Source organism: Nocardioides sp. Root240, assembly GCF_001428825.1.
GTDB lineage: Bacteria > Actinomycetota > Actinomycetes > Propionibacteriales > Nocardioidaceae > Nocardioides.
Window position 1 is genome coordinate 307,748 of sequence record NZ_LMIT01000013.1, and the last position, 17,099, is coordinate 324,846.

At 72.4% G+C, this 17,099-nt stretch carries 13 protein-coding genes; 6 read left to right on the forward strand and 7 right to left on the reverse strand.

Annotated elements, in window-relative coordinates; all coding sequences use genetic code 11:
- Window positions 1-115: 115 nt before the first annotated feature.
- The 3 genes from ASE20_RS18975 to ASE20_RS18985 all read right to left on the reverse strand — a co-directional run bounded on the left by ASE20_RS18975 (window position 116) and on the right by ASE20_RS18985 (window position 5,613).
- On the reverse strand, window positions 116-3,391 hold the full coding sequence (locus ASE20_RS18975) for an Rne/Rng family ribonuclease (RefSeq protein ID WP_056896118.1): 3,276 nt from the start codon (window positions 3,389-3,391) through the stop codon (window positions 116-118).
- Between the two features lie 298 nt (window positions 3,392-3,689).
- Window positions 3,690-4,409: a TIGR03936 family radical SAM-associated protein gene (locus ASE20_RS18980; protein ID WP_056896119.1), complete on the reverse strand. Its 720-nt coding sequence runs from the start codon at window positions 4,407-4,409 to the stop codon at window positions 3,690-3,692.
- A gap of 16 nt (window positions 4,410-4,425) precedes the next feature.
- Window positions 4,426-5,613, reverse strand: a complete 1,188-nt coding sequence (locus tag ASE20_RS18985; RefSeq protein WP_056896398.1) for a winged helix DNA-binding domain-containing protein — start codon at window positions 5,611-5,613, stop codon at window positions 4,426-4,428.
- A gap of 31 nt (window positions 5,614-5,644) precedes the next feature.
- On the opposite strand from ASE20_RS18985, the gene ASE20_RS18990 reads away from it, so the two are divergent.
- From ASE20_RS18990 to ASE20_RS19005, 3 genes are all read left to right on the forward strand, one after another.
- A complete protein-coding gene (locus tag ASE20_RS18990; protein WP_056896120.1) occupies window positions 5,645-6,364 on the forward strand; it encodes a DUF4190 domain-containing protein in 720 nt (239 codons plus the stop codon).
- Window positions 6,365-6,543: 179 nt separating this feature from the next.
- Window positions 6,544-7,029: a hypothetical protein gene (locus ASE20_RS19000; RefSeq protein ID WP_157538701.1), complete on the forward strand. Its 486-nt coding sequence runs from the start codon at window positions 6,544-6,546 to the stop codon at window positions 7,027-7,029.
- A complete protein-coding gene (locus ASE20_RS19005) occupies window positions 7,026-8,099 on the forward strand; it encodes a septum formation family protein (protein ID WP_056896123.1) in 1,074 nt (357 codons plus the stop codon). The genes ASE20_RS19000 and ASE20_RS19005 overlap by 4 nt, the downstream gene beginning before the upstream one ends.
- Window positions 8,100-8,163: 64 nt before the next feature.
- On the opposite strand, the gene ASE20_RS19010 is transcribed toward ASE20_RS19005, so the two are convergent.
- The 3 genes from ASE20_RS19010 to ASE20_RS19020 all read right to left on the reverse strand — a co-directional run bounded on the left by ASE20_RS19010 (window position 8,164) and on the right by ASE20_RS19020 (window position 12,436).
- Window positions 8,164-9,477 carry a glycoside hydrolase family 16 protein gene (locus ASE20_RS19010; RefSeq protein WP_056896124.1) on the reverse strand — a complete coding sequence of 438 codons (1,314 nt, stop codon included), beginning with the start codon at window positions 9,475-9,477 and terminating at the stop codon, window positions 8,164-8,166.
- Between the two features lie 76 nt (window positions 9,478-9,553).
- On the reverse strand, window positions 9,554-10,489 hold the full coding sequence (locus ASE20_RS19015) for a methylenetetrahydrofolate reductase (protein WP_056896125.1): 936 nt from the start codon (window positions 10,487-10,489) through the stop codon (window positions 9,554-9,556).
- Between the two features lie 6 nt (window positions 10,490-10,495).
- The gene (locus ASE20_RS19020; RefSeq protein WP_056896399.1) at window positions 10,496-12,436 is read right to left on the reverse strand and encodes a TIGR03960 family B12-binding radical SAM protein; all 1,941 of its coding nucleotides are present in this window, start codon (window positions 12,434-12,436) and stop codon (window positions 10,496-10,498) included.
- Window positions 12,437-12,563: 127 nt separating this feature from the next.
- Between ASE20_RS19020 and ASE20_RS19025 the strand changes: the two genes are divergently transcribed.
- The 3 genes from ASE20_RS19025 to ASE20_RS19035 are packed head-to-tail and all read left to right on the forward strand — an operon-like array spanning window position 12,564 to window position 15,425.
- Window positions 12,564-13,682, forward strand: coding sequence for a calcium:proton antiporter (locus tag ASE20_RS19025; RefSeq protein WP_056896126.1), 1,119 nt, complete (start codon window positions 12,564-12,566; stop codon window positions 13,680-13,682).
- On the forward strand, window positions 13,679-14,539 hold the full coding sequence (locus tag ASE20_RS19030) for a hypothetical protein (protein ID WP_056896127.1): 861 nt from the start codon (window positions 13,679-13,681) through the stop codon (window positions 14,537-14,539). Before ASE20_RS19025 ends, ASE20_RS19030 begins: the two co-directional genes overlap by 4 nt.
- 10 nt (window positions 14,540-14,549) lie before the next feature.
- Window positions 14,550-15,425 carry an LppX_LprAFG lipoprotein gene (locus ASE20_RS19035; RefSeq protein WP_056896128.1) on the forward strand — a complete coding sequence of 292 codons (876 nt, stop codon included), beginning with the start codon at window positions 14,550-14,552 and terminating at the stop codon, window positions 15,423-15,425.
- A 17-nt stretch (window positions 15,426-15,442) separates the two neighbouring features.
- Here the strand turns inward: ASE20_RS19035 and ASE20_RS19040 are convergent, their stop codons facing one another.
- Window positions 15,443-17,092 (reverse strand): copper resistance CopC/CopD family protein, encoded by a 1,650-nt coding sequence (locus tag ASE20_RS19040; RefSeq protein ID WP_056896129.1) that lies wholly within the window; start codon window positions 17,090-17,092, stop codon window positions 15,443-15,445.
- Between the last annotated feature and the right edge of the window lie 7 nt (window positions 17,093-17,099).

The window sequence follows — 17,099 nt, forward strand, 5'->3', positions numbered from 1 at the left end:
AGAAACGGCGCGCCTCGGCGGCGCACCGACGACCAATAGTACGGGTGGCGCCGGGATTCCGCCAAAACAGCGGGGCCCGGCGCCGCCCAGGGTCGCACTGGGGGTCGAGCTGGGCTCAGCGCTTGCGCGCTCCGCCCTTCTTCTTGATGGGCACGTGCTCGACGTGCGGCTCGTCGGTCGCGGCCGGCTCGTCCGCGTCGGCCGACCCGTCGGACGTCTCGGCGGGCGTCTCGGCCGGCGTCTCCTCGGCAGCCTCCACCGCGGGCGGGGGTCCGGCCGGTCGGGAGGCGGCACTGCGGCGGGTGCGGGTCCGGGTGACGACCGTGGTGGTCGCGACCGGCTCCGGCGTCGGCTCGACCTCCGGCTCGGGTACGACGGCCTCGGGCTCCTCGAGCGGGGCGGCCGCCTCGACGACCTCCTCCGCGGGAGCGTCCTCGACCGGAGCGTCCTCGACCGCAGCGTCCTCGACCGGAGCGTCCTCGACCGGGGCCTCCTCGACCGGAGCGTCCTCGACGACGACCTCCACCTCCGCGGCCGCCTCGACGACCTCGGGCACGGGGACCGCGGCCACCTCACCCTCGGCAGGAGCCTCGTCGTCGTGGTGCTTGGCCATCGCGGCGACGTCCTTCGGGGTCGGCACCGGCTTCGGGGCGGCGTCGCTGCCCTCGGACGTGCTGTCCGCGGCGTTCTCGCCGCCCTGGCCCCGGCCCTTGCGGCGGCGGTTGTTGCGGCGCGGCTCGTCGCCGTCACCACCGCTGTTGCCAGCGTTGCCAGCGTTGCCGCCGTTGCCACCGCCGTTGCCACCGGCACTGCGCTTGGGCTCGACCGGGAGGTCGTGGACCACGATGCCGCGGCCCTGGCAGTGCGAGCAGTTCTCGCTGAAGGCCTCGAGCAGGCCGGTGCCGATCCGCTTGCGCGTCATCTGCACCAGGCCGAGCGAGGTCACCTCGGCGACCTGGTGGCGGGTCCGGTCACGGCCGAGGCACTCGACCATCCGGCGCAGCACGAGGTCGCGGTTGGACTCGAGCACCATGTCGATGAAGTCGACGACGATGATGCCGCCGATGTCGCGCAGCCGGAGCTGGCGGACGATCTCCTCCGCGGCCTCGAGGTTGTTCTTGGTGACCGTCTCCTCGAGGTTGCCCCCGGAGCCGGTGAACTTGCCGGTGTTGACGTCGACGACGGTCATCGCCTCGGTGCGGTCGATGACCAGCGAGCCGCCGGAGGGCAGCCACACCTTGCGGTCGAGGCCCTTGGCGATCTGCTCGTCGATCCGGTACTGCGAGAACAGGTCGGGCGCGCCGCCGGACGGGTCGTGGCGCTCCAGTCGTTCAGCGAGGTCGGGCGCGACCTGGTCGACGTAGTCGCTCACCGTCTTCCACGCCTCGTCACCCTGGACGACGAGCTTGGCGAAGTCCTCGGTGAACAGGTCGCGGACCACCTTGAGCGTGAGGTCCGGCTCTCCGTAGAGCAGCTGCGGGGCGTTGCCCTTGGCGACCTTGGCCTCGATGTCCTCCCAGCGCGCCTTGAGGCGCTCGACGTCGCGGGTCAGCTCGTCCTCGGACGCGCCCTCCGCGGCCGTGCGGACGATGACGCCCGCGGTGTCGGGGACGATCTCCTTGAGGAGGTTCTTCAGCCGCGAGCGCTCGGTGTCGGGCAGCTTGCGGGAGATGCCGGAGGTGGTGCCGTCGGGCACGTAGACCAGGAACCGGCCGGCGAGGCTGACCTGGCTGGTGAGCCGGGCGCCCTTGTGGCCGACCGGGTCCTTGGAGACCTGCACCAGGACGGTCTGGCCGGACTGCAGGACCGACTCGATCTTGCGCGGCGCGCCTTCCTTGTGGCCGAGCGCGGCCCAGTTGACCTCGCCGGCGTACAGGACGGCGTTGCGGCCCTTGCCGATGTCGATGAAGGCGGCCTCCATCGAGGGCAGGACGTTCTGGACCCGGCCGAGGTAGACGTTGCCGATCAGCGAGGTCTGCGACTCGCGGGCGACGTAGTGCTCGACGAGGACCTTGTCCTCGAGGACCGCGATCTGGGTGAGGTCCTTGCGCTGGCGGACCGCCATCACGCGCTCGACGGACTCGCGGCGCGCGAGGAACTCGGCCTCGCTGACGATCGGTACGCGCCGGCGGCCGGCCTCGCGACCCTCGCGACGGCGCTGCTTCTTCGCCTCGAGGCGGGTCGAGCCGGCGATCGAGGTGATCTCGTCGTCGGCCGAGCGCGGCTTGCGGACCCGGGTGACGGTGTTCTCCGGATCGTCGCCGGAGTCGTCTCCCCCGCCGCCCTCACCGGCGCGACGACGGCGGCGCCGGCGGCGCGACGAGCTGCTGCCCTGGCCACCCTGGCCGCCCTCGTTGTCCTCGGCGTCGTCGCCGGACTCGGCGGACTCGCCCTCGCCGTCGGACTTGGCGGCGGCCTTGTCACCGGCCTTGTCACCGGGCTTGTCACCGGCGGCGTTGCCGGACTTGGGGCCGTTCCGGTTGCCGTTCCGGTTGCTGTTCGCGTTGCCCGACCGGTTGCCCGACCTGTTGCCGGCCTGGCCCTCGGCGGGTGCGTCGGCGGCGGCCTCAGTGGACTCGTCGTCCTCGTCCTCGTCGCCCTCGGCGTCGTCGCCGTCCTGGCCACCCTGGCCGGCACCGGCCGGCTTGCGGCGGCGACGGCCGCCACGGCGGCGACGGCGGCGCGCAGGACCGTTGGGGCCGTCGGCGCCCTCGGTCTCGTCGTCCTCGTCGTCGTCCTCGTCGGACTCCTCGCCGTCGGCGTCCGCCTCCGGGGTCTCGAGGGTCTCGGGGGTCTCGGGGGTCTCGGCGTCGGCGACCTCAGGCGTCTCGACGGCCTCGACAGCCTCGGCGGCCTCGTCGTCGACGGGGTCCTCGGCCGGCTCCTCCGTGGGCTCCTCGACCTTGGGCTTCGGCTTGGCCTGGGAGCGCTTGCGGGTGGTCACCTTCGGCGGCGCCTGGAACAGCACGGCGGCCGACGGCGCCTCGGTGGCCCCGGACGTCTCAGCGGCGGCCGCGGCCTCGGCGGGCGCCTCCACCTCGGGGGTGAGCACGAGCTGCTCGGAGTCGGCGGGCTTGGCCTTCGCCGTCGCCTTCGCGGTGGTCTTCTTCGCGGCGGCCTTCTTGGCCGGGGCCTTCCTGGCCGGCTTGGCCGGGGCCTCGCCGTCGGCGCCCTCGGCGGGGGCGGCCTTCGCGGTGGTCTTCTTCGCCGCCGCCTTCTTGGCCGGGGCCTTCTTCGCCGGTGCCTTCTTCGCAGCAGCCTTCTTGGCCGGCTTCGCGGGCGCCTCGGCGGCGGGCGCCTCGGCTGCAGGGGCGGGGGTCTCGGTGGCGGTCGCGGACGCGGGAACGGACTCGGGAGTCTCGTTCAGGGCGTCGGTGGGCGCGTCGGTCATTGCGCTACTCCTCCACCCGGCTGCTCGGCAGCCGGGGTGTCATCGGCACTCGCGCGACGCGCGGTGTCGTAAGCCTTCGTGGGACGACACCCTCCGCGGAGCGTCACTGGATCTCGGGCCCTCGCCTGCCGCGGTCGCCGTGTGCGTCGCGTCTGGCGGGTGTCCGATCTCCACCGTGCCGTCTGGTCAGTTGCCTGCCGGGCGGCGAGAACGTCGTCAGATCGTCGGGCGCTGTCCGGTGGGACGCGCGCGGGGTGATCTGTGGCGAGTATCGCACACGGCTCTCAGGGCGCGGACATCACCGCAGGGCCAGCGGGTCGCCGATCGACTCGTCGGTGCGGTCGAGCACGCCCTGCGCGAGACGGGTCAGCAGCGCGGTCAGGGGTACGTCGAGACCGCCCACCTCGCGGAGCCCGGTGAGCACGTCGTCGGGCCGGACCGCGGGCACCGTGTGCTCCAGGAGCAGGTCGAGGGCGCCGTCCGCGGTGACGGCGAGGCGGACCACGGCCGCGCGGCAGTCGAAGCTGCGCAGGCCCTTCTTCGTCATCCGCTCCACCGTGACCGACTCGGTCCCGAGGAAGGCGGCGACGGCCGCGGCCACCTGCTCCGTCGGCGTGTCGCCGAGGTCGATGAGCCAGTGGCTGGCGGTCAGCAGGTCGGACAGCGAGCCGGCCGTGGATGCGGCCGCGTCGACCGTCGCGACGACGTCGAGCCCGTCGGGCAGCACGGCGTCCAGCGCGGCGCCGATCTCGGCGGGGTCGCGCACCTCGGCGAGCCCGAGCTCGACGTACTCCGCCTCGCTGGCGGCGCCCGTCGGCGAGGCGCCGGCGTACGAGATGCGCGGGTGCGGGTGGAAGCCGGACGAGTAGGCCATCGGGATCGCGGCGCGGACCACGCCGCGCTCGATGGCGCGGCTGACGTCGCGGTGGCTGGTGAAGCGGAGCCGGCCGCGCTTGGCGTACCGGATCCGGAGCTTCTGGACCGGCGGTGCCTGCTGCTCGGGCTGCTGACGACTCACGGGAGCGAATCGTAGGTCAGGGCAGCCGGGCACCGCGCATCTGCGGCGAGGCGTACACGTTGGTGATCCGCGTGCCGTCGAGCCAGGCGGTGAGGCGAGCGGCCTGCTCCTCGAGCAAGGAGCGGCCGGCGGCGGGGACGTCGTCGCTGAGCACGAGGTGCACCCGGGCGTCGTCGTCCTGGACCCAGCAGCCGACGATCCGGCCGTCGTACCAAGCGGTGTTGCCGGCGTTGCCGTTGCTGTCGAAGAGGTACGGCGTGTCGGCGGCGTCGAGGTAGAAGGACCTCTCCTTCCAGCCCATCACCGTCGGGTCCAGCGTGGGCAGCAGCGCGGCCCACGGCTCGACCGCGGCCTCCGCCGGCGAGAGCGGCGTGGTGTCGTCGGGCAGCACCCAGCCGGAGCCGTCCGCCAGCTCGACCTCGACCGCTCCGACGTCCGCGAGCGCCCGGCGCACCGCGGTCTTGGTCGCGCCCAGCCACCAGACGACGTCGGCCTCGGTGCCGGGGCCGAAGGTGGCGAGCCAGCGGCGGACCAGCTCGGCGTACCCGGCGGCCTCGTCGAGGGGCTCGGGCACCTCGCCCAACCACTGCTCCGTGGTGGTCCAGGCCGGCTTGTTGAGGCGCCAGTGCCCGGCGTTCGCGGCGCGCACGATGCGTCCCTCGGCCCCGAGGAGGGTCATCACCCGCGGCGCGAGGGGCACCTCGGCGGCCCACCTCGACCCGGGGGTCCCGCGCTGGACCGTCCCGGCGAGCGACGCCACCTGCTGGCGGACCTCCGCCGTCGTCCGCGGCGTCCCGTCGCCGAGCAGCCCGAGCACGTCGGCCTCCGCGGTCGCGAGCCACGCCTCCGGGTCCGCGACCCCGCCGGCCACGAGGTCCTTGACCATCAGCGCCCGCTGCTGGACCGCGACCCGGCGGGCCGCGCTCCCCCACGCCGCGGGCAGCAGGTCGCGCGGCAGCACGAAGAGGGTCCGGCGCACCGCGAGCTGCTTGACCAGGCTGCGCTCGTCGTACAACGCCCGGTCGACGTCGGCCACCGTCACGCCCTCGACCCGCGCCCGGAGCGCCAGGTGGACGGTGGCGGCCTCGGTCGCGTGCAGCACCGTCATCGCCCGCGTCGCGGCCTCCACGCCGTCGTGCGGGCGGGCGAGGCCGTGGCGCACGGCAAGCCGGCGCCGTCGTACGTCGTCGGAGAACTCCACCACGTCCACGATCCTCTCCCACTAGGGTTGCGGCGTGAGCGATCCCTACGGCAGCAACTCGGGCAGCAACCCGTACGGCCCCCCGTCCGGCCAGACCCCGCCTCCCCCGCCCCCGGCGGGTGGCTACGGCGGCGGTGCAGGTGGCGGCTACGGCGGCGGGTTCGGCCCGCCTCCGGGCGGCTTCCCGGGCGGCGGCGACAGCATGCCCCCGAAGACCGACGGCCTGTCGATCGCGGCGCTGGTCCTCAGCTTCCTGTGCTGCCTGGCGCCGATCGGCGTGATCCTCGGCATCGTCGGCATCCGGCGCACCAAGGGCGGCCAGCGCAAGGGCCGCGGCCTCGCGATCGCGGCGATCATCATCGGCGTCATCATGAGCATCGCGACCGCGAGCCTGATCGCCGTCGGCGTCTTCTTCGCCGACAAGGTCGTCACCCCGGGCAACGCCGAGGTCGGCCAGTGCGTCGACGTCGACGAGAACGACGACACGATCTTCCTCTACAAGAAGGAATGCACCGAGAAGCACGACGCCGAGATCGTCGGCATCGCGAAGGTCGACAGCAGCAACATCGAGGAGATCAAGTCGAGCATGGCCGGCTACTGCGCCACGGCCATCGCCGCCGAGGACCTCGCCAAGCTGTCCGCCCACCTCCAGGACGTCAAGGCCGTCATCGAGGACCCGAAGAAGGTCGAGAAGGGTGACCACCTGGTCTGCTATGTCGAGCCCTCCGACCAGCTGACGGAGCCTCTGCTCTGAGCCAGTGGGAGCCGCCCGGCGGCCCGCCGCCCCCGAACCCGTACGGCGGCTACCACGTCTACGGGTCCGGGGCCGGCAAGCCCGGCGGCGGCACTGACGGCATCTCGATCGCGGCCTTCGTCTGCTCGCTGACCTGCTGCGCCGCACCGATCGGCGTCGGGCTCGGCATCGCCGGGATCGTGCGCACGAAGGGCGGCCGGCGCAGCGGGCGCTGGGCGGCGGTGGCGGGCCTGGTCATCGGCACCGTGGTGACGCTCGCGATGATCGCCTTCGCCGTGCTCGCCGTCGTGATGGGCAGCCGCACGCTCTGGGAGGACGAGGCGAAGGTCGGCGACTGCCTGAACCTCGACTTCCTCGACGACCAGCTCGAGGCCAGCTGCTCGGAGCCGCACGACGGCGAGGTGATCTGGGTCGGGACGTTCGACTCCGACCTCGCCGAGCTCTACGACCTGGTCAGCGACGAGGAGTTCTGCGGCGGGCTGCCCGGCCTCGCGCCGGCGTACCGCAGCGCGATCGAGAGCGGCGACTACAGCGCCGACCTGTCGATCGACGCCTTCGACGAGGACGACCCGGAGAGCGGCGACCGCTTCTACTGCTACCTCGAGCCCAACAGCGGACAGCTGGACGGCCCGATCGACGACGCCGGCGAGCGCGACACCGCGTGACCGGCCACCCGGCTCCCCCACCGCCGGCGTACACGCCGCCACCGCCCCCGCCGCCCGGCAACGACACCGCGCTCGGGTGGACGGGCCTCGGCCTCAGCGTGCTGCTCTGCATCCCGCTGGCGCCGCTCGCGGGGGCCGTGGTCGCCGTCGTGGCGTTGGTACGGCGCAGGTTCCGCCCGCGCTGGGTCGCCGTCGTGAGCGCCGCGGTCGGTGTCCTCCTCACCGCGCTCCAGGGCCTCGCCGTCCCGAGCATCGTCGCCGGCGTCCGTGACGGCATCGAGGACGCGCAGGAGAAGGCCTCGCGCGACCTGGTCGACCACGACGAGCTCGACAAGGGCGACTGCGTCGACGACCCCGACCTCCGCACGCTCGACGGTGACGGCGAGATGCTGACGGCCGAGATCGAGCGCGTCCCCTGCGGCGAGCCGCACGACGCCGAGATCTTCGCGGTCCTCCGCGTCCCGGGCGAGGAGTTCCCGGGCAAGGCGGCCATCGACCGGCGTACCCGCGAGTGCGTGCTGCTGTTCGCGGACTTCGCCGGCGTGCGGTACTCCGCGTCGCCGTACGACGTCTTCTTCTACTACCCGACGAGGACGACCTGGCAGTTCGGGGGCGACCGGGAGATCCAGTGCGCCGTCGGCGACCCCGAGGGCCGCGTCACCGGGACGCTGGCCGGGTCGGGACGCGCCCACGCCCCGGAGCCGGGCAAGGTGATCTCCATCGACCGCCTGCTCGTCGGCGACTGCTACGACGCGCGCCGCAAGGAGGACCTGCCCGGCGTCATCCTGCGCCGGTGCGCCGGACCGCACACGGGCGAGGTCTTCGCCGTCGTCGACGTGAACGCCCGCCGTTTCCCGGGCAACGACACGCTCTGGGAGCGCGCCCAGCCCAAGTGCGAGCGCGCCTTCCGGCGCTACGTCGGCACGGCGTACGACGACTCGCGGTACACCTACGAGGGCTGGACGCCGACCCGCGAGTCCTGGCCGCTCGGTGACCGCGTGACGGTCTGCGCGCTCAACGAGGAGGACGGCCGGGCGATGAAGGGGTCGGCGAAGGGGACACGCCGCTAGCGAGGTGCAGCGCCGGTGGGGCCGAGCCGTTCGAGCCCCACCGACGCTGTTCCTGCGCGCCGGGCTACTGCCAGACGCGGACGTAGTCGATCTCGGTGGTGCCGACGTCCGGGAAGTCACCCGGTGCCAGCGTGTACTCGTTGAGGGTGTCGGCGTTGCCGAAAGCCTGCATGAGGATCAGGTAGAAGCCCTTGTTGAAGGGACCTCCCGAGATCGCCAGGTCGCTGCAGGGCGTCGGGTTGTCGTTGACCCACGTCGTGAGCCGGGTCGACGTCCACTGGAACTTGTAGGTGTTGAAGCCGCCGACGCTGCCTCCGGTGGTCGGGTCGATGTTGCACCCCGGGCTCTTCCAGCCCCCGCCCGTCGTTCCCGAGAGCTGGTGCATCGCGGGAGCGTTCAGGTTTCCGGCCGCGCTGTAGAACTCGGCGAAGTCCATCTCGCCCGAGAGCGGCCAGAACCCGTAGCGGTCGGTCGTCGGCCACAGGTAGAAGGTCTCCTGCAGGCCCTTGGCGGTGTCGGTCGGGTAGTTCGGCGTCGCCGGCGGGAGCACCGCACGGCCCTCGGTGCCGCCGTGCAGCGACGGCAGCTTGGCGCGCACCTCGTAGTAGCCGTAGGTCTGCTGCAGGGTCGGCCTCGTGCCGTCCGGCGTGTTGTGCCACACCGTCGCACCGAACTTGCGCGAGGACTTCGTCGGGCGCGCCGGGCAGGCGGTCGCGGCCGCCTTGACGCTGGCGGTCAGGTGCAGGCTGCCGTTCTCGACCTTCACGTTGCCCGTGCTCTGGTCACCGAAGCAAGCCTTCTCCGTCTTCGGCTGGGTCATCAGGCCCTGGGTCGCGACGTGCCAGTACGTCGTGTCGAGCGCGGTCCCGGAGAACTCGTCGCTGAACGTGCACTGCCAGGCTCCACCACCCGGCCGCACGATGGACGCAGCGGGCGAGACACCGGCGCACGGGTAGGAGCCCGGCACGGCGACCGGCGTACCGAGCGTCTGGACCTCGAGCGTGGTGACGGCGGAGGTGCCGGCCGTGTGGTTGGCGTTGGCGGCGACCTTCACGCGGTACTGGTAGTTGCCGACGAGGGACTGCTGCACGGCGAACTGCGCGGTCGCGTCACCGTCGAGCGTGGTCGAGTCGACCAGGCTCCACAGCAGGCCGAGCGCCTTCTGCTCGAGCTGGACCGTCTCGCCCGTGAGACCGGGGTCGACGGTGACGGTGAGGGTGGCGGTGTCGTTCTGGCCGACCGGGTTGGGGGCCGCCACGACGGTGATCGTGGGGGCCGGAGGTGTCGCCTCGGCGACCAGGGGTGCGACGACGGCCGCGGCGCCGAGGACCAGCGTGAGCGCGGCAAGGCTGAACAGCCTTCGGGGGTGGGGGGTCATGAGCAGCCAATGTGCAGCGTTCCGGTCCCGCCCGCCATGACCCGTTGGCACTATGGTGCCAAGGGATCACCAAATGCTATGGGGTCGCGGCGTCGGCCCTGAGGTGGCCGATCAGCTGCGACGCCAGCTCCACCGACGCCTCGATCTCCTCACGCCGGATCGAGACGCTCTCCACGTTGACCCCGAAGGGCACGCCGAGCCGGCGGCAGAAGTCGACGAGCTCGACAGCTGTCGCGACCGCCTGGTCGAGCGAGGCCGCCAGCGGGTTCTTCGCGTGGCGCAGGTCGTTCTCGATCCACCGCGGCACGTCGACGCCGAGCCAGCGCAGGAACTCCAGGGTCTTCATCGAGCCGCAGACCGAGAAGGTGAACACGATCGGCACGGGCTCCAGTCCGCGCTCCTCGCACGCGTAGCGGTAGTCCGACACGAGGTTCTTGGCGGCGTTCAGGTCGTAGACGACCTGGGTGACGAAGAAGCGACAACCCGCCTCCTGCTTGGCGATCAGCCGCAGGTGCTCGTTGTCGCGGCGGCTGTGCCGCTCGGGGATCGCGACACCGCCGAGCAGCAGGTCCGGGTTGAGGTCGGCGCGCATCGCCTGGGCCTCGGAGAGCGTCACCGGCGCCGAGGTGCCGCTGGACGCGGCGCCCACCATCACCGTCAGCGTGCGGTCGGCGTCCTGCTCGCGGATCCAGTCCTGCAGGCCCTCGCGCGGGTACTTGCCGACCGCGCGGTAGACGACCACCGGCGTCGGCCACGCCGGCAGGTGAGCCGCCCGGTAGTCCGACGGGTCGACCGTCGGGCTGAACGGGAACGGCCGCTCGACCGGGTTGCGCGAGCTCTCGTCGTCGATGTCGTAGAGGATCAGCCCGTCGAGGTCGAGGTGCTGGAGCCGCTCGATCGTGGCCCGGGCGATCTCCGGCAGCCGCTCGGCCGGCGTCGACCGACGCGGCGGCGTGATCGCGAAGAGGACGACGTCGCCCTGCCCCGAACGGAGCCTCGTGGTGATGTCCACGCGGGCTCAGACGACGCTGAGCGGGAGCAGCTTGTGCCCCGTCGGCCCGATCTGGATCTCCGTGCCCATCTCCGGGCACACGCCGCAGTCGTAGCAGGGCGTCCAGCGGCAGTCCTCGACCTCGACGTCGGAGGACCCGTCGCCGACGGCGAGGGCGTCCTCCCAGTCGGACCAGAGCCAGTCCTTGTCGAGGCCCGAGTCGAGGTGGTCCCAGGGGAGCACCTCGTCGTAGCCGCGCTCGCGGGTGGTGAACCAGTCGAGGTCGACGCCGGTGCCCTCGAGGGCGGCCTCGGCGGAGGAGACCCAGCGCTCGTAGGAGAAGTGCTCGCTCCAGCCGTCGAAACGGCCGCCGTCGCGCCAGACCTGCTCGATGACCCGGCCGACGCGGCGGTCGCCGCGGGACAGCAGTCCCTCGATGATGCCGGGCTGGCCGTCGTGGTAGCGGAAGCCGATCGCGCGGCCGTACTTCTTGTCGGCGCGGACGTTGTCGCGCAGCTTGCGCAGCCGCTCGTCGGTCGTCTCGACGTCGAGCTGGGAGGCCCACTGGAAGGGGGTGTGCGGCTTGGGGACGAAGCCGCCGATGGAGACGGTGCAGCGGATGTCGTTGCGGCCGGAGACCTCGCGGCCGGTCGCGATCACCCGCTTGGCGAGCTCGGCGATCTGGAGGACGTCCTCGTCGGTCTCGGTCGGCAGGCCGCACATGAAGTAGAGCTTCACCTGCCGCCAGCCGTGGGAGTAGGCCGTGGCGACCGTACGGATCAGGTCGTCCTCGGTGACCATCTTGTTGATCACCTTGCGCATCCGCTCGCTGCCGCCCTCGGGCGCGAAGGTCAGGCCGGAGCGCCGACCGTTGCGGGAGAACTCGTTGGCGAGGGTGATGTTGAAGGCGTCGACGCGCGTGGAGGGCAGCGAGAGCGAGATGTTCGAGCCCTCGTAGCGGTCGGCGAGGCCGGTGGCGACGTCACCGATCTCGGTGTGGTCGGCGGAGGACAGCGAGAGGAGTCCGACCTCCTCGAAGCCGGTCTTGCGGATGCCGTTCTCGACCATGTCGCCGATGGTCTCGATCGAGCGCTCGCGCACCGGTCGCGTGATCATGCCGGCCTGGCAGAAGCGGCAGCCGCGGGTGCAGCCGCGGAAGATCTCGACGGAGAAGCGCTCGTGGACGGTCTCGGCGAGCGGCACCAGCGGGTTGCGCGGGTAGGGCCACTGGTCGAGGTCCATCAGCGTGTGCTTGCGCACGCGGTCGGGGGCCTCGGGGTGGTTGGGGACGACGGCCGCGATCTCGCCGGTCGGGGCGTAGCTCACGTCGTAGAACCGGGGCACGTAGACCGTGCCGGACACGGCGAGGCGCCGCAGCAGCTCGGTACGACCGCCGGGACGGCCCTCGCCCTTCCACTCCCGCACCAGCTCGGAGATCTTGAGGACGACCTCCTCGCCGTCACCGAGCACGGCGGCGTCGACGAAGTCGGAGATGGGCTCGGGGTTGAACGCCGCGTGGCCGCCGGCGATCACCACGGGGTGCGTCTCGTCGCGGTCGACGGCGTGCAGCGGGATGCCCGCCAGGTCGAGGGCGTTGAGCAGGTTGGTGTAGCCGAGCTCGGTCGAGAAGCTCACGCCGAACAGGTCGAACGCACCGACGGGTCGGTGGTTGTCGACGGTGAACTGCGGGATCTGCTGCTCGCGCAGCAGCTTCTCCATGTCCGGCCACACGGCGTAGGTGCGCTCGGCCAGGATCCACTCACGCTCGTTGAGCACCTCGTAGAGGATCTGGACGCCCTGGTTGGGCAGGCCGACCTCGTAGGCGTCGGGGTACATCAGCACCCAGCGGACCTCGGCGGCGTCCCAGTCCTTCGTGACCATGTTGAGCTCGCCGCCGACGTACTGGATCGGCTTGGAGACCGACAGCAGGTGCGGCTCCAGCCGGGGGAAGACGGACTCGACGGACATGGCCACGATTCTACGAGGGTGATCGGGTACGCCGAGCATCGTCGCTGGTCCGCACCCTCATGGCGTGTCACCCACCTCGCGACTACTGCGCGCCGCGAGTTGGGCGACACACCATAGGATCCGCACCATGAGTGCCTCCACCTCGGGACGTCTGGGGTGGACGGTCTACACACCGCCCGTCGCCGCCGTCGTGCTCGGCGTCAGCTGGGGAACCCATCCCGGCCCCCTCGCTGCCAGCCTCATCGGCGTCGCCCTGATCGGGGCCGTGCTCGCCGCGGTCCACCACGCCGAGGTCGTCGCGCACAAGGTCGGCGAGCCGTTCGGCTCCCTCCTGCTGGCGGTCGCGGTGACGGTCATCGAGGTCGGCCTGATCGTGATGCTCATGGTCTCCGGCAACGGGGAGACGTCCACCCTGGCGCGCGACACCGTGTTCGCGGCGGTGATGATCACGGTCAACGGCATCGTCGGCATCGCCCTGGTCGTCGGGGCGCTGCGCCACCACCTCGCGGTGTTCAACCCCGAGGGCACCGGCTCGGCGCTGGCCACGGTGATCACCCTCGCCGGCCTGACCCTCGTGGTGCCGACCTTCACCACGAGCGAGGAGGGCCCGGTGCTCACCGGCGACCAGCTCACCTTCGCGGCGCTCGCCTCGCTCGTGCTCTACGGCTCGTTCGTCTTCACCCAGACCGTGCGCCACCGCGACTTCTTCCTGCCCGGTACGACGTCCACGCCCGGCGGGTGGACCACCGAGAACGACCTGGACGGCGACGACCACGCCGACCCGCCGACCACCCGTGAGACGCAGCGCAGCCTCGCCCTGCTGGTCCTCTCGCTCGTGACCGTGGTCGGCCTGGCGAAGGTCGAGTCGTACTCGATCGAGGACGCCGTCGACTGGTTCGGATTCCCGCACGCGGTGGTCGGCGTCGTGATCGCCATGCTCGTGCTGCTCCCCGAGACGATCGCCGCCGTCCGCGCCGCGTCCCGGGAGCGGGTCCAGATCAGCCTGAACCTGGCCTACGGGTCGGCGATGGCGTCGATCGGCCTCACCATCCCGGCCATCGCGGTCGCCTCCATCTGGCTCGAGGGCGACCTCGCGCTCGGGCTCGAGCCGATGCAGCTGGTGCTGCTCGCCCTGTCCGCGACCGTCGGCATCCTGACGGTCGTCCCCGGACGGGCCAAGCCCCTCAACGGCATCGTGCACCTGGTGCTGCTCGCGGCCTTCCTCCTGCTGACGGTCTCGCCATGACCCGCCGTACGACGGCCGCGCTGGCCTGCCTGGCCCTGGCCGCCGGCCTCACCGCCTGCTCCAGCGACGAGCCCTCCGGCCCCGAGCGGATCAGCATCACGCCGGTCAAGGACGGCGCCACCTCCGGCCTCAACCCGCTCGGCGACGGCACCCGCGCCACGGTCGCCGGCTACACGATGGACGCGGTCCGGCTGCCGGGCGCGACCGCGACCGGCGAGGTCTCCTTCCGGATCCTCGACAGGTCCGGCACGCCGCTGACCGACTACACGCCCGAGCAGACCAAGCTGCTCCACCTCTACGTCGTGCGCGACGACCTGGCCCAGTTCCGCCACGTCCACCCCGAGCTCGGGTCCGACGGCACCTGGCGTGGCCGGGTCGACCTCGGCGTACCCGGCCGGTGGCGCGTGGTCGCGGAGTTCATCCCGGAGGGCGCCGAGCGCCCCGTCGTGCTCGGTACGACGCTGCGGGTCGCGGGAGCCTGGAAGCCGGAGCCGGTGCCGGAGGGCGACGCCGCGGGCACGTCCGACGACGGCGTGGTGCAGGTCGGGCTGCTCGGCGCGGGTGAGGTCGGCACGAACGGCCGGCTGCGCGTCGCGATCACGTCGACCGACGGCGAGCCGCTGGCGCTCGGCAGCTACCTCGGCGCGACCGCGCACCTGACCGGCTTCGCCGTCGGCACCCGCGGCTTCGTCCACGTCCACCCGCTCGGCGCGCCCGAGGTGACCGACGACGGGACCGTCCTGACCTTCCACACCACGTTCGAGCAGCCCGGCCCCTACCGGATGTTTGTGCAGGTACGGGTGGACGGCATGCTGCACCAGGTCGCTGTCACCGCGACCGTCAACTCCCACGCGTGAGGACCCATCGATGAAGCGCTCCACCGCCCGTATCTCCGTCGCCGCCTTCCTGGCCGCCGCGACCCTGCTCACCGGTTGCAACAGCGACGACTCCGGCTCCGGCGGCTCCGCCGGCAAGCAGACGTCCGACGCGACGTCCGCCGGCACCGACGCTGGTACGACGGACGCCACCGGGAGCAGCGACGACACCGGCAGCACCGGCGAGGAGCTCGACAAGGCCAGCTTCTACAAGGCCGTCATCGACGCCCAGGTCGAGGCCGGCTCCTACCGCTCGCGCTCCAGCTCGACCACCGCGGGCATGTCCGCGGTGATGGAGGGCGAGGCGACCTACCGCGACGGCAAGCTGTTCGGCCACGTGAAGAGCAGCGCCGACAGCCCGCAGCAGATCGAGGGCGTCGTGGCCGCCGGTGTGCTCTACCTCAAGGGCACCTCGCTCGGCCTCCCGTCCGGCAAGTGGCTCAAGCTCGACCCCAACGACCCCGACAACGCCGACAGCCCGCTGGCCGCACTCGCCGCGGTCGCCGACCCGGAGGCCGCACTGCGCGCGATGGGCGACCTGACCGCGCTGTCGAAGGTCGGCGAGGAGAGCATCGAGGGCGTCGCGACCACCCACTACAAGGCGACGATGAGCACGAAGAACTACGCCGACGTGCTCGGTCTGCCGGCCGAGGCGGCCAAGCTGATGCCCGCCACCATGCCCTTCGACATGTGGATCGACGAGGAGAACCGGCCGGTCAAGATGACCCTCGAGTTCGACATCGCGGGCCAGAAGTCCTCGACCGAGCAGACCTACTTCGACTACGGCGCCGACATCGACGTCACGGTCCCGGAGGACGCCGACACCGTCACCCCGAAGCAGGCCGGACTCGGCGGCCTCGGCGGCTGATCATCGGCAGCTGGTCGTCAGCGGCTGACGTCCAGGTCGAGCGTGGTCACCGGACTGGTGAACGCGTCGACCCGGACGCTCACCTGCAGCTGCCACCGGCCGGCGGTCGGGAACACCACGTCGGCGACGAAGGTGCCCGCGCCGCTGGGCACCACGGTGACGGCACCGAGGTCGACCGTGTCGTTGCGCAGCGCGACCGCGGGGGCGTCGTAGAGGTCGAGGGGGTCGCCGGCCAGGTCCTGCACCTGCACGATCAGCCGGCGCTGCAGGCCGGTGCCGCTGTCGAGGACCGCGAGCACCTTGAGGTCGTCGGAGGCGATGCCGGAGACGACCCCGGTGTCGGCGGTGGCGGGCTGGGCCGGCGCCTCTCCGCCCGGCGGCTTCTGGGTGAGGAAGCCGGTGACGCCGAGGACGGCGACCAGCAGCGCCGCCTCGGCCACGACGGTACGACGCACCAGTCCGCTCGCCCGCCGGCGGTCGTCGTGCCCGACCCCGTCGGTGACGCGCGGCACCAGCCGGAAGCGGTTCCACGCGGCGATCGCGACGACCACCAGGACCAGGGCGACCTTCACCAGCAGCAGTCGGCCGTAGGTCTCCTCGACCAAGCGCGACCACGAGCCGATGATGCGCCACCCCAGCAGGACGCCGGTCAGGGCGAGCGCGGCAAGCAGCCCCCCGGCGAGCGTCGAGAACCGGCTGAGCAGCAGCGCCGCGTCGCGGGCGCGGCCGGAGATCGCGGGCAGGGTGAGCGCGAGCCCGACCAGGCCCCCTAGCCAGACCGCGCCGGCGGTGAGGTGGAGCGCGTCGGTGACGACGAGCAGCGTGGTGGGCTCGTAGGCACGGGTGTGGCCGACCAGTGCGGGTGACCAGACCGCGAGCGCGGTGACGAGGTCGACGACCAGCGACGAGCGCGCGAGGCCGGCGGCCCACACCGCGACGCCGAGCCCGGCCACCTGGAGTGCGAGCACCTGCAGGTCGTCCTGCACCAGCGCCGGGTCCAGGGCGTCCAGGGTGAGGATCCCGCCGGCGCCGGTGCCCAGCTGGTAGGCCCCCGCCAGCGGTACGGCGGCCGCCGCGGCGAGCACGGCCACCAGCGCGCTCGCGCGGAGCGTGCGGAGCAGCCGGCGTCGTACCGGGTCGGGGAGACGGACGCCGCGGGCCGTCCACGCGAGGAAGACCGCGAGCCCGCCGGCGAGGAGCAGCGCGGCGTAGTCCAGGCCGTGCACGACGGCCTGGATGGTGGGCACGGCACCGGGATCGGTGGGGCCGAGCTTCGGTGCCTCGACCTTCGGGCTGGGTGCGCCGATGTGGAAGGTCAGCGAGCCCGCGATGGGGTGGCCGTCGGAGGAGACGACGCGCCAGGTGACGACGTAGGTGCCGTCGTCGAGGTCGCCGGGCAGCTCGGCGACCACCTCGGTGTCCTTGGCCGAGGCGTCCACGTCGACCTGGTCGCCGGCAGCGTCGAAGGCCAGCACGCCCTTCGGGACCAGCTGGACCGGCTCGTCGAAGGTGAAGGTGACCTGGTCCGGGGCGCTCGCCAGGACCGCGCCCTCCGCCGGGTCCGTCGAGACCAGCGTGGCGTGCGCCGACGCCGGCGCCGCCAGCCCGAGCACCGCGACCGCGGCGAGCAGGAGGGCGGCGACGAGCGCCGGCGCACGCTTCAGCATCGCCGGA

Excerpts from the sequence above, each read along its gene's own strand:
- ASE20_RS18975 (WP_056896118.1), bottom strand. The coding sequence starts at position 3,391 with ATGACCGACGCGCCCACCGACGCCCTGAACGAGACTCCCGAGTCCGTT.
- ASE20_RS19010 (WP_056896124.1), bottom strand. The coding sequence starts at position 9,477 with ATGACCCCCCACCCCCGAAGGCTGTTCAGCCTTGCCGCGCTCACGCTG.
- ASE20_RS19020 (WP_056896399.1), bottom strand. The coding sequence starts at position 12,436 with ATGTCCGTCGAGTCCGTCTTCCCCCGGCTGGAGCCGCACCTGCTGTCG.
- ASE20_RS19025 (WP_056896126.1), top strand. The coding sequence starts at position 12,564 with ATGAGTGCCTCCACCTCGGGACGTCTGGGGTGGACGGTCTACACACCG.
- ASE20_RS19030 (WP_056896127.1), top strand. The coding sequence starts at position 13,679 with ATGACCCGCCGTACGACGGCCGCGCTGGCCTGCCTGGCCCTGGCCGCC.
- ASE20_RS19035 (WP_056896128.1), top strand. The coding sequence starts at position 14,550 with ATGAAGCGCTCCACCGCCCGTATCTCCGTCGCCGCCTTCCTGGCCGCC.
- ASE20_RS19040 (WP_056896129.1), bottom strand. The coding sequence starts at position 17,092 with ATGCTGAAGCGTGCGCCGGCGCTCGTCGCCGCCCTCCTGCTCGCCGCG.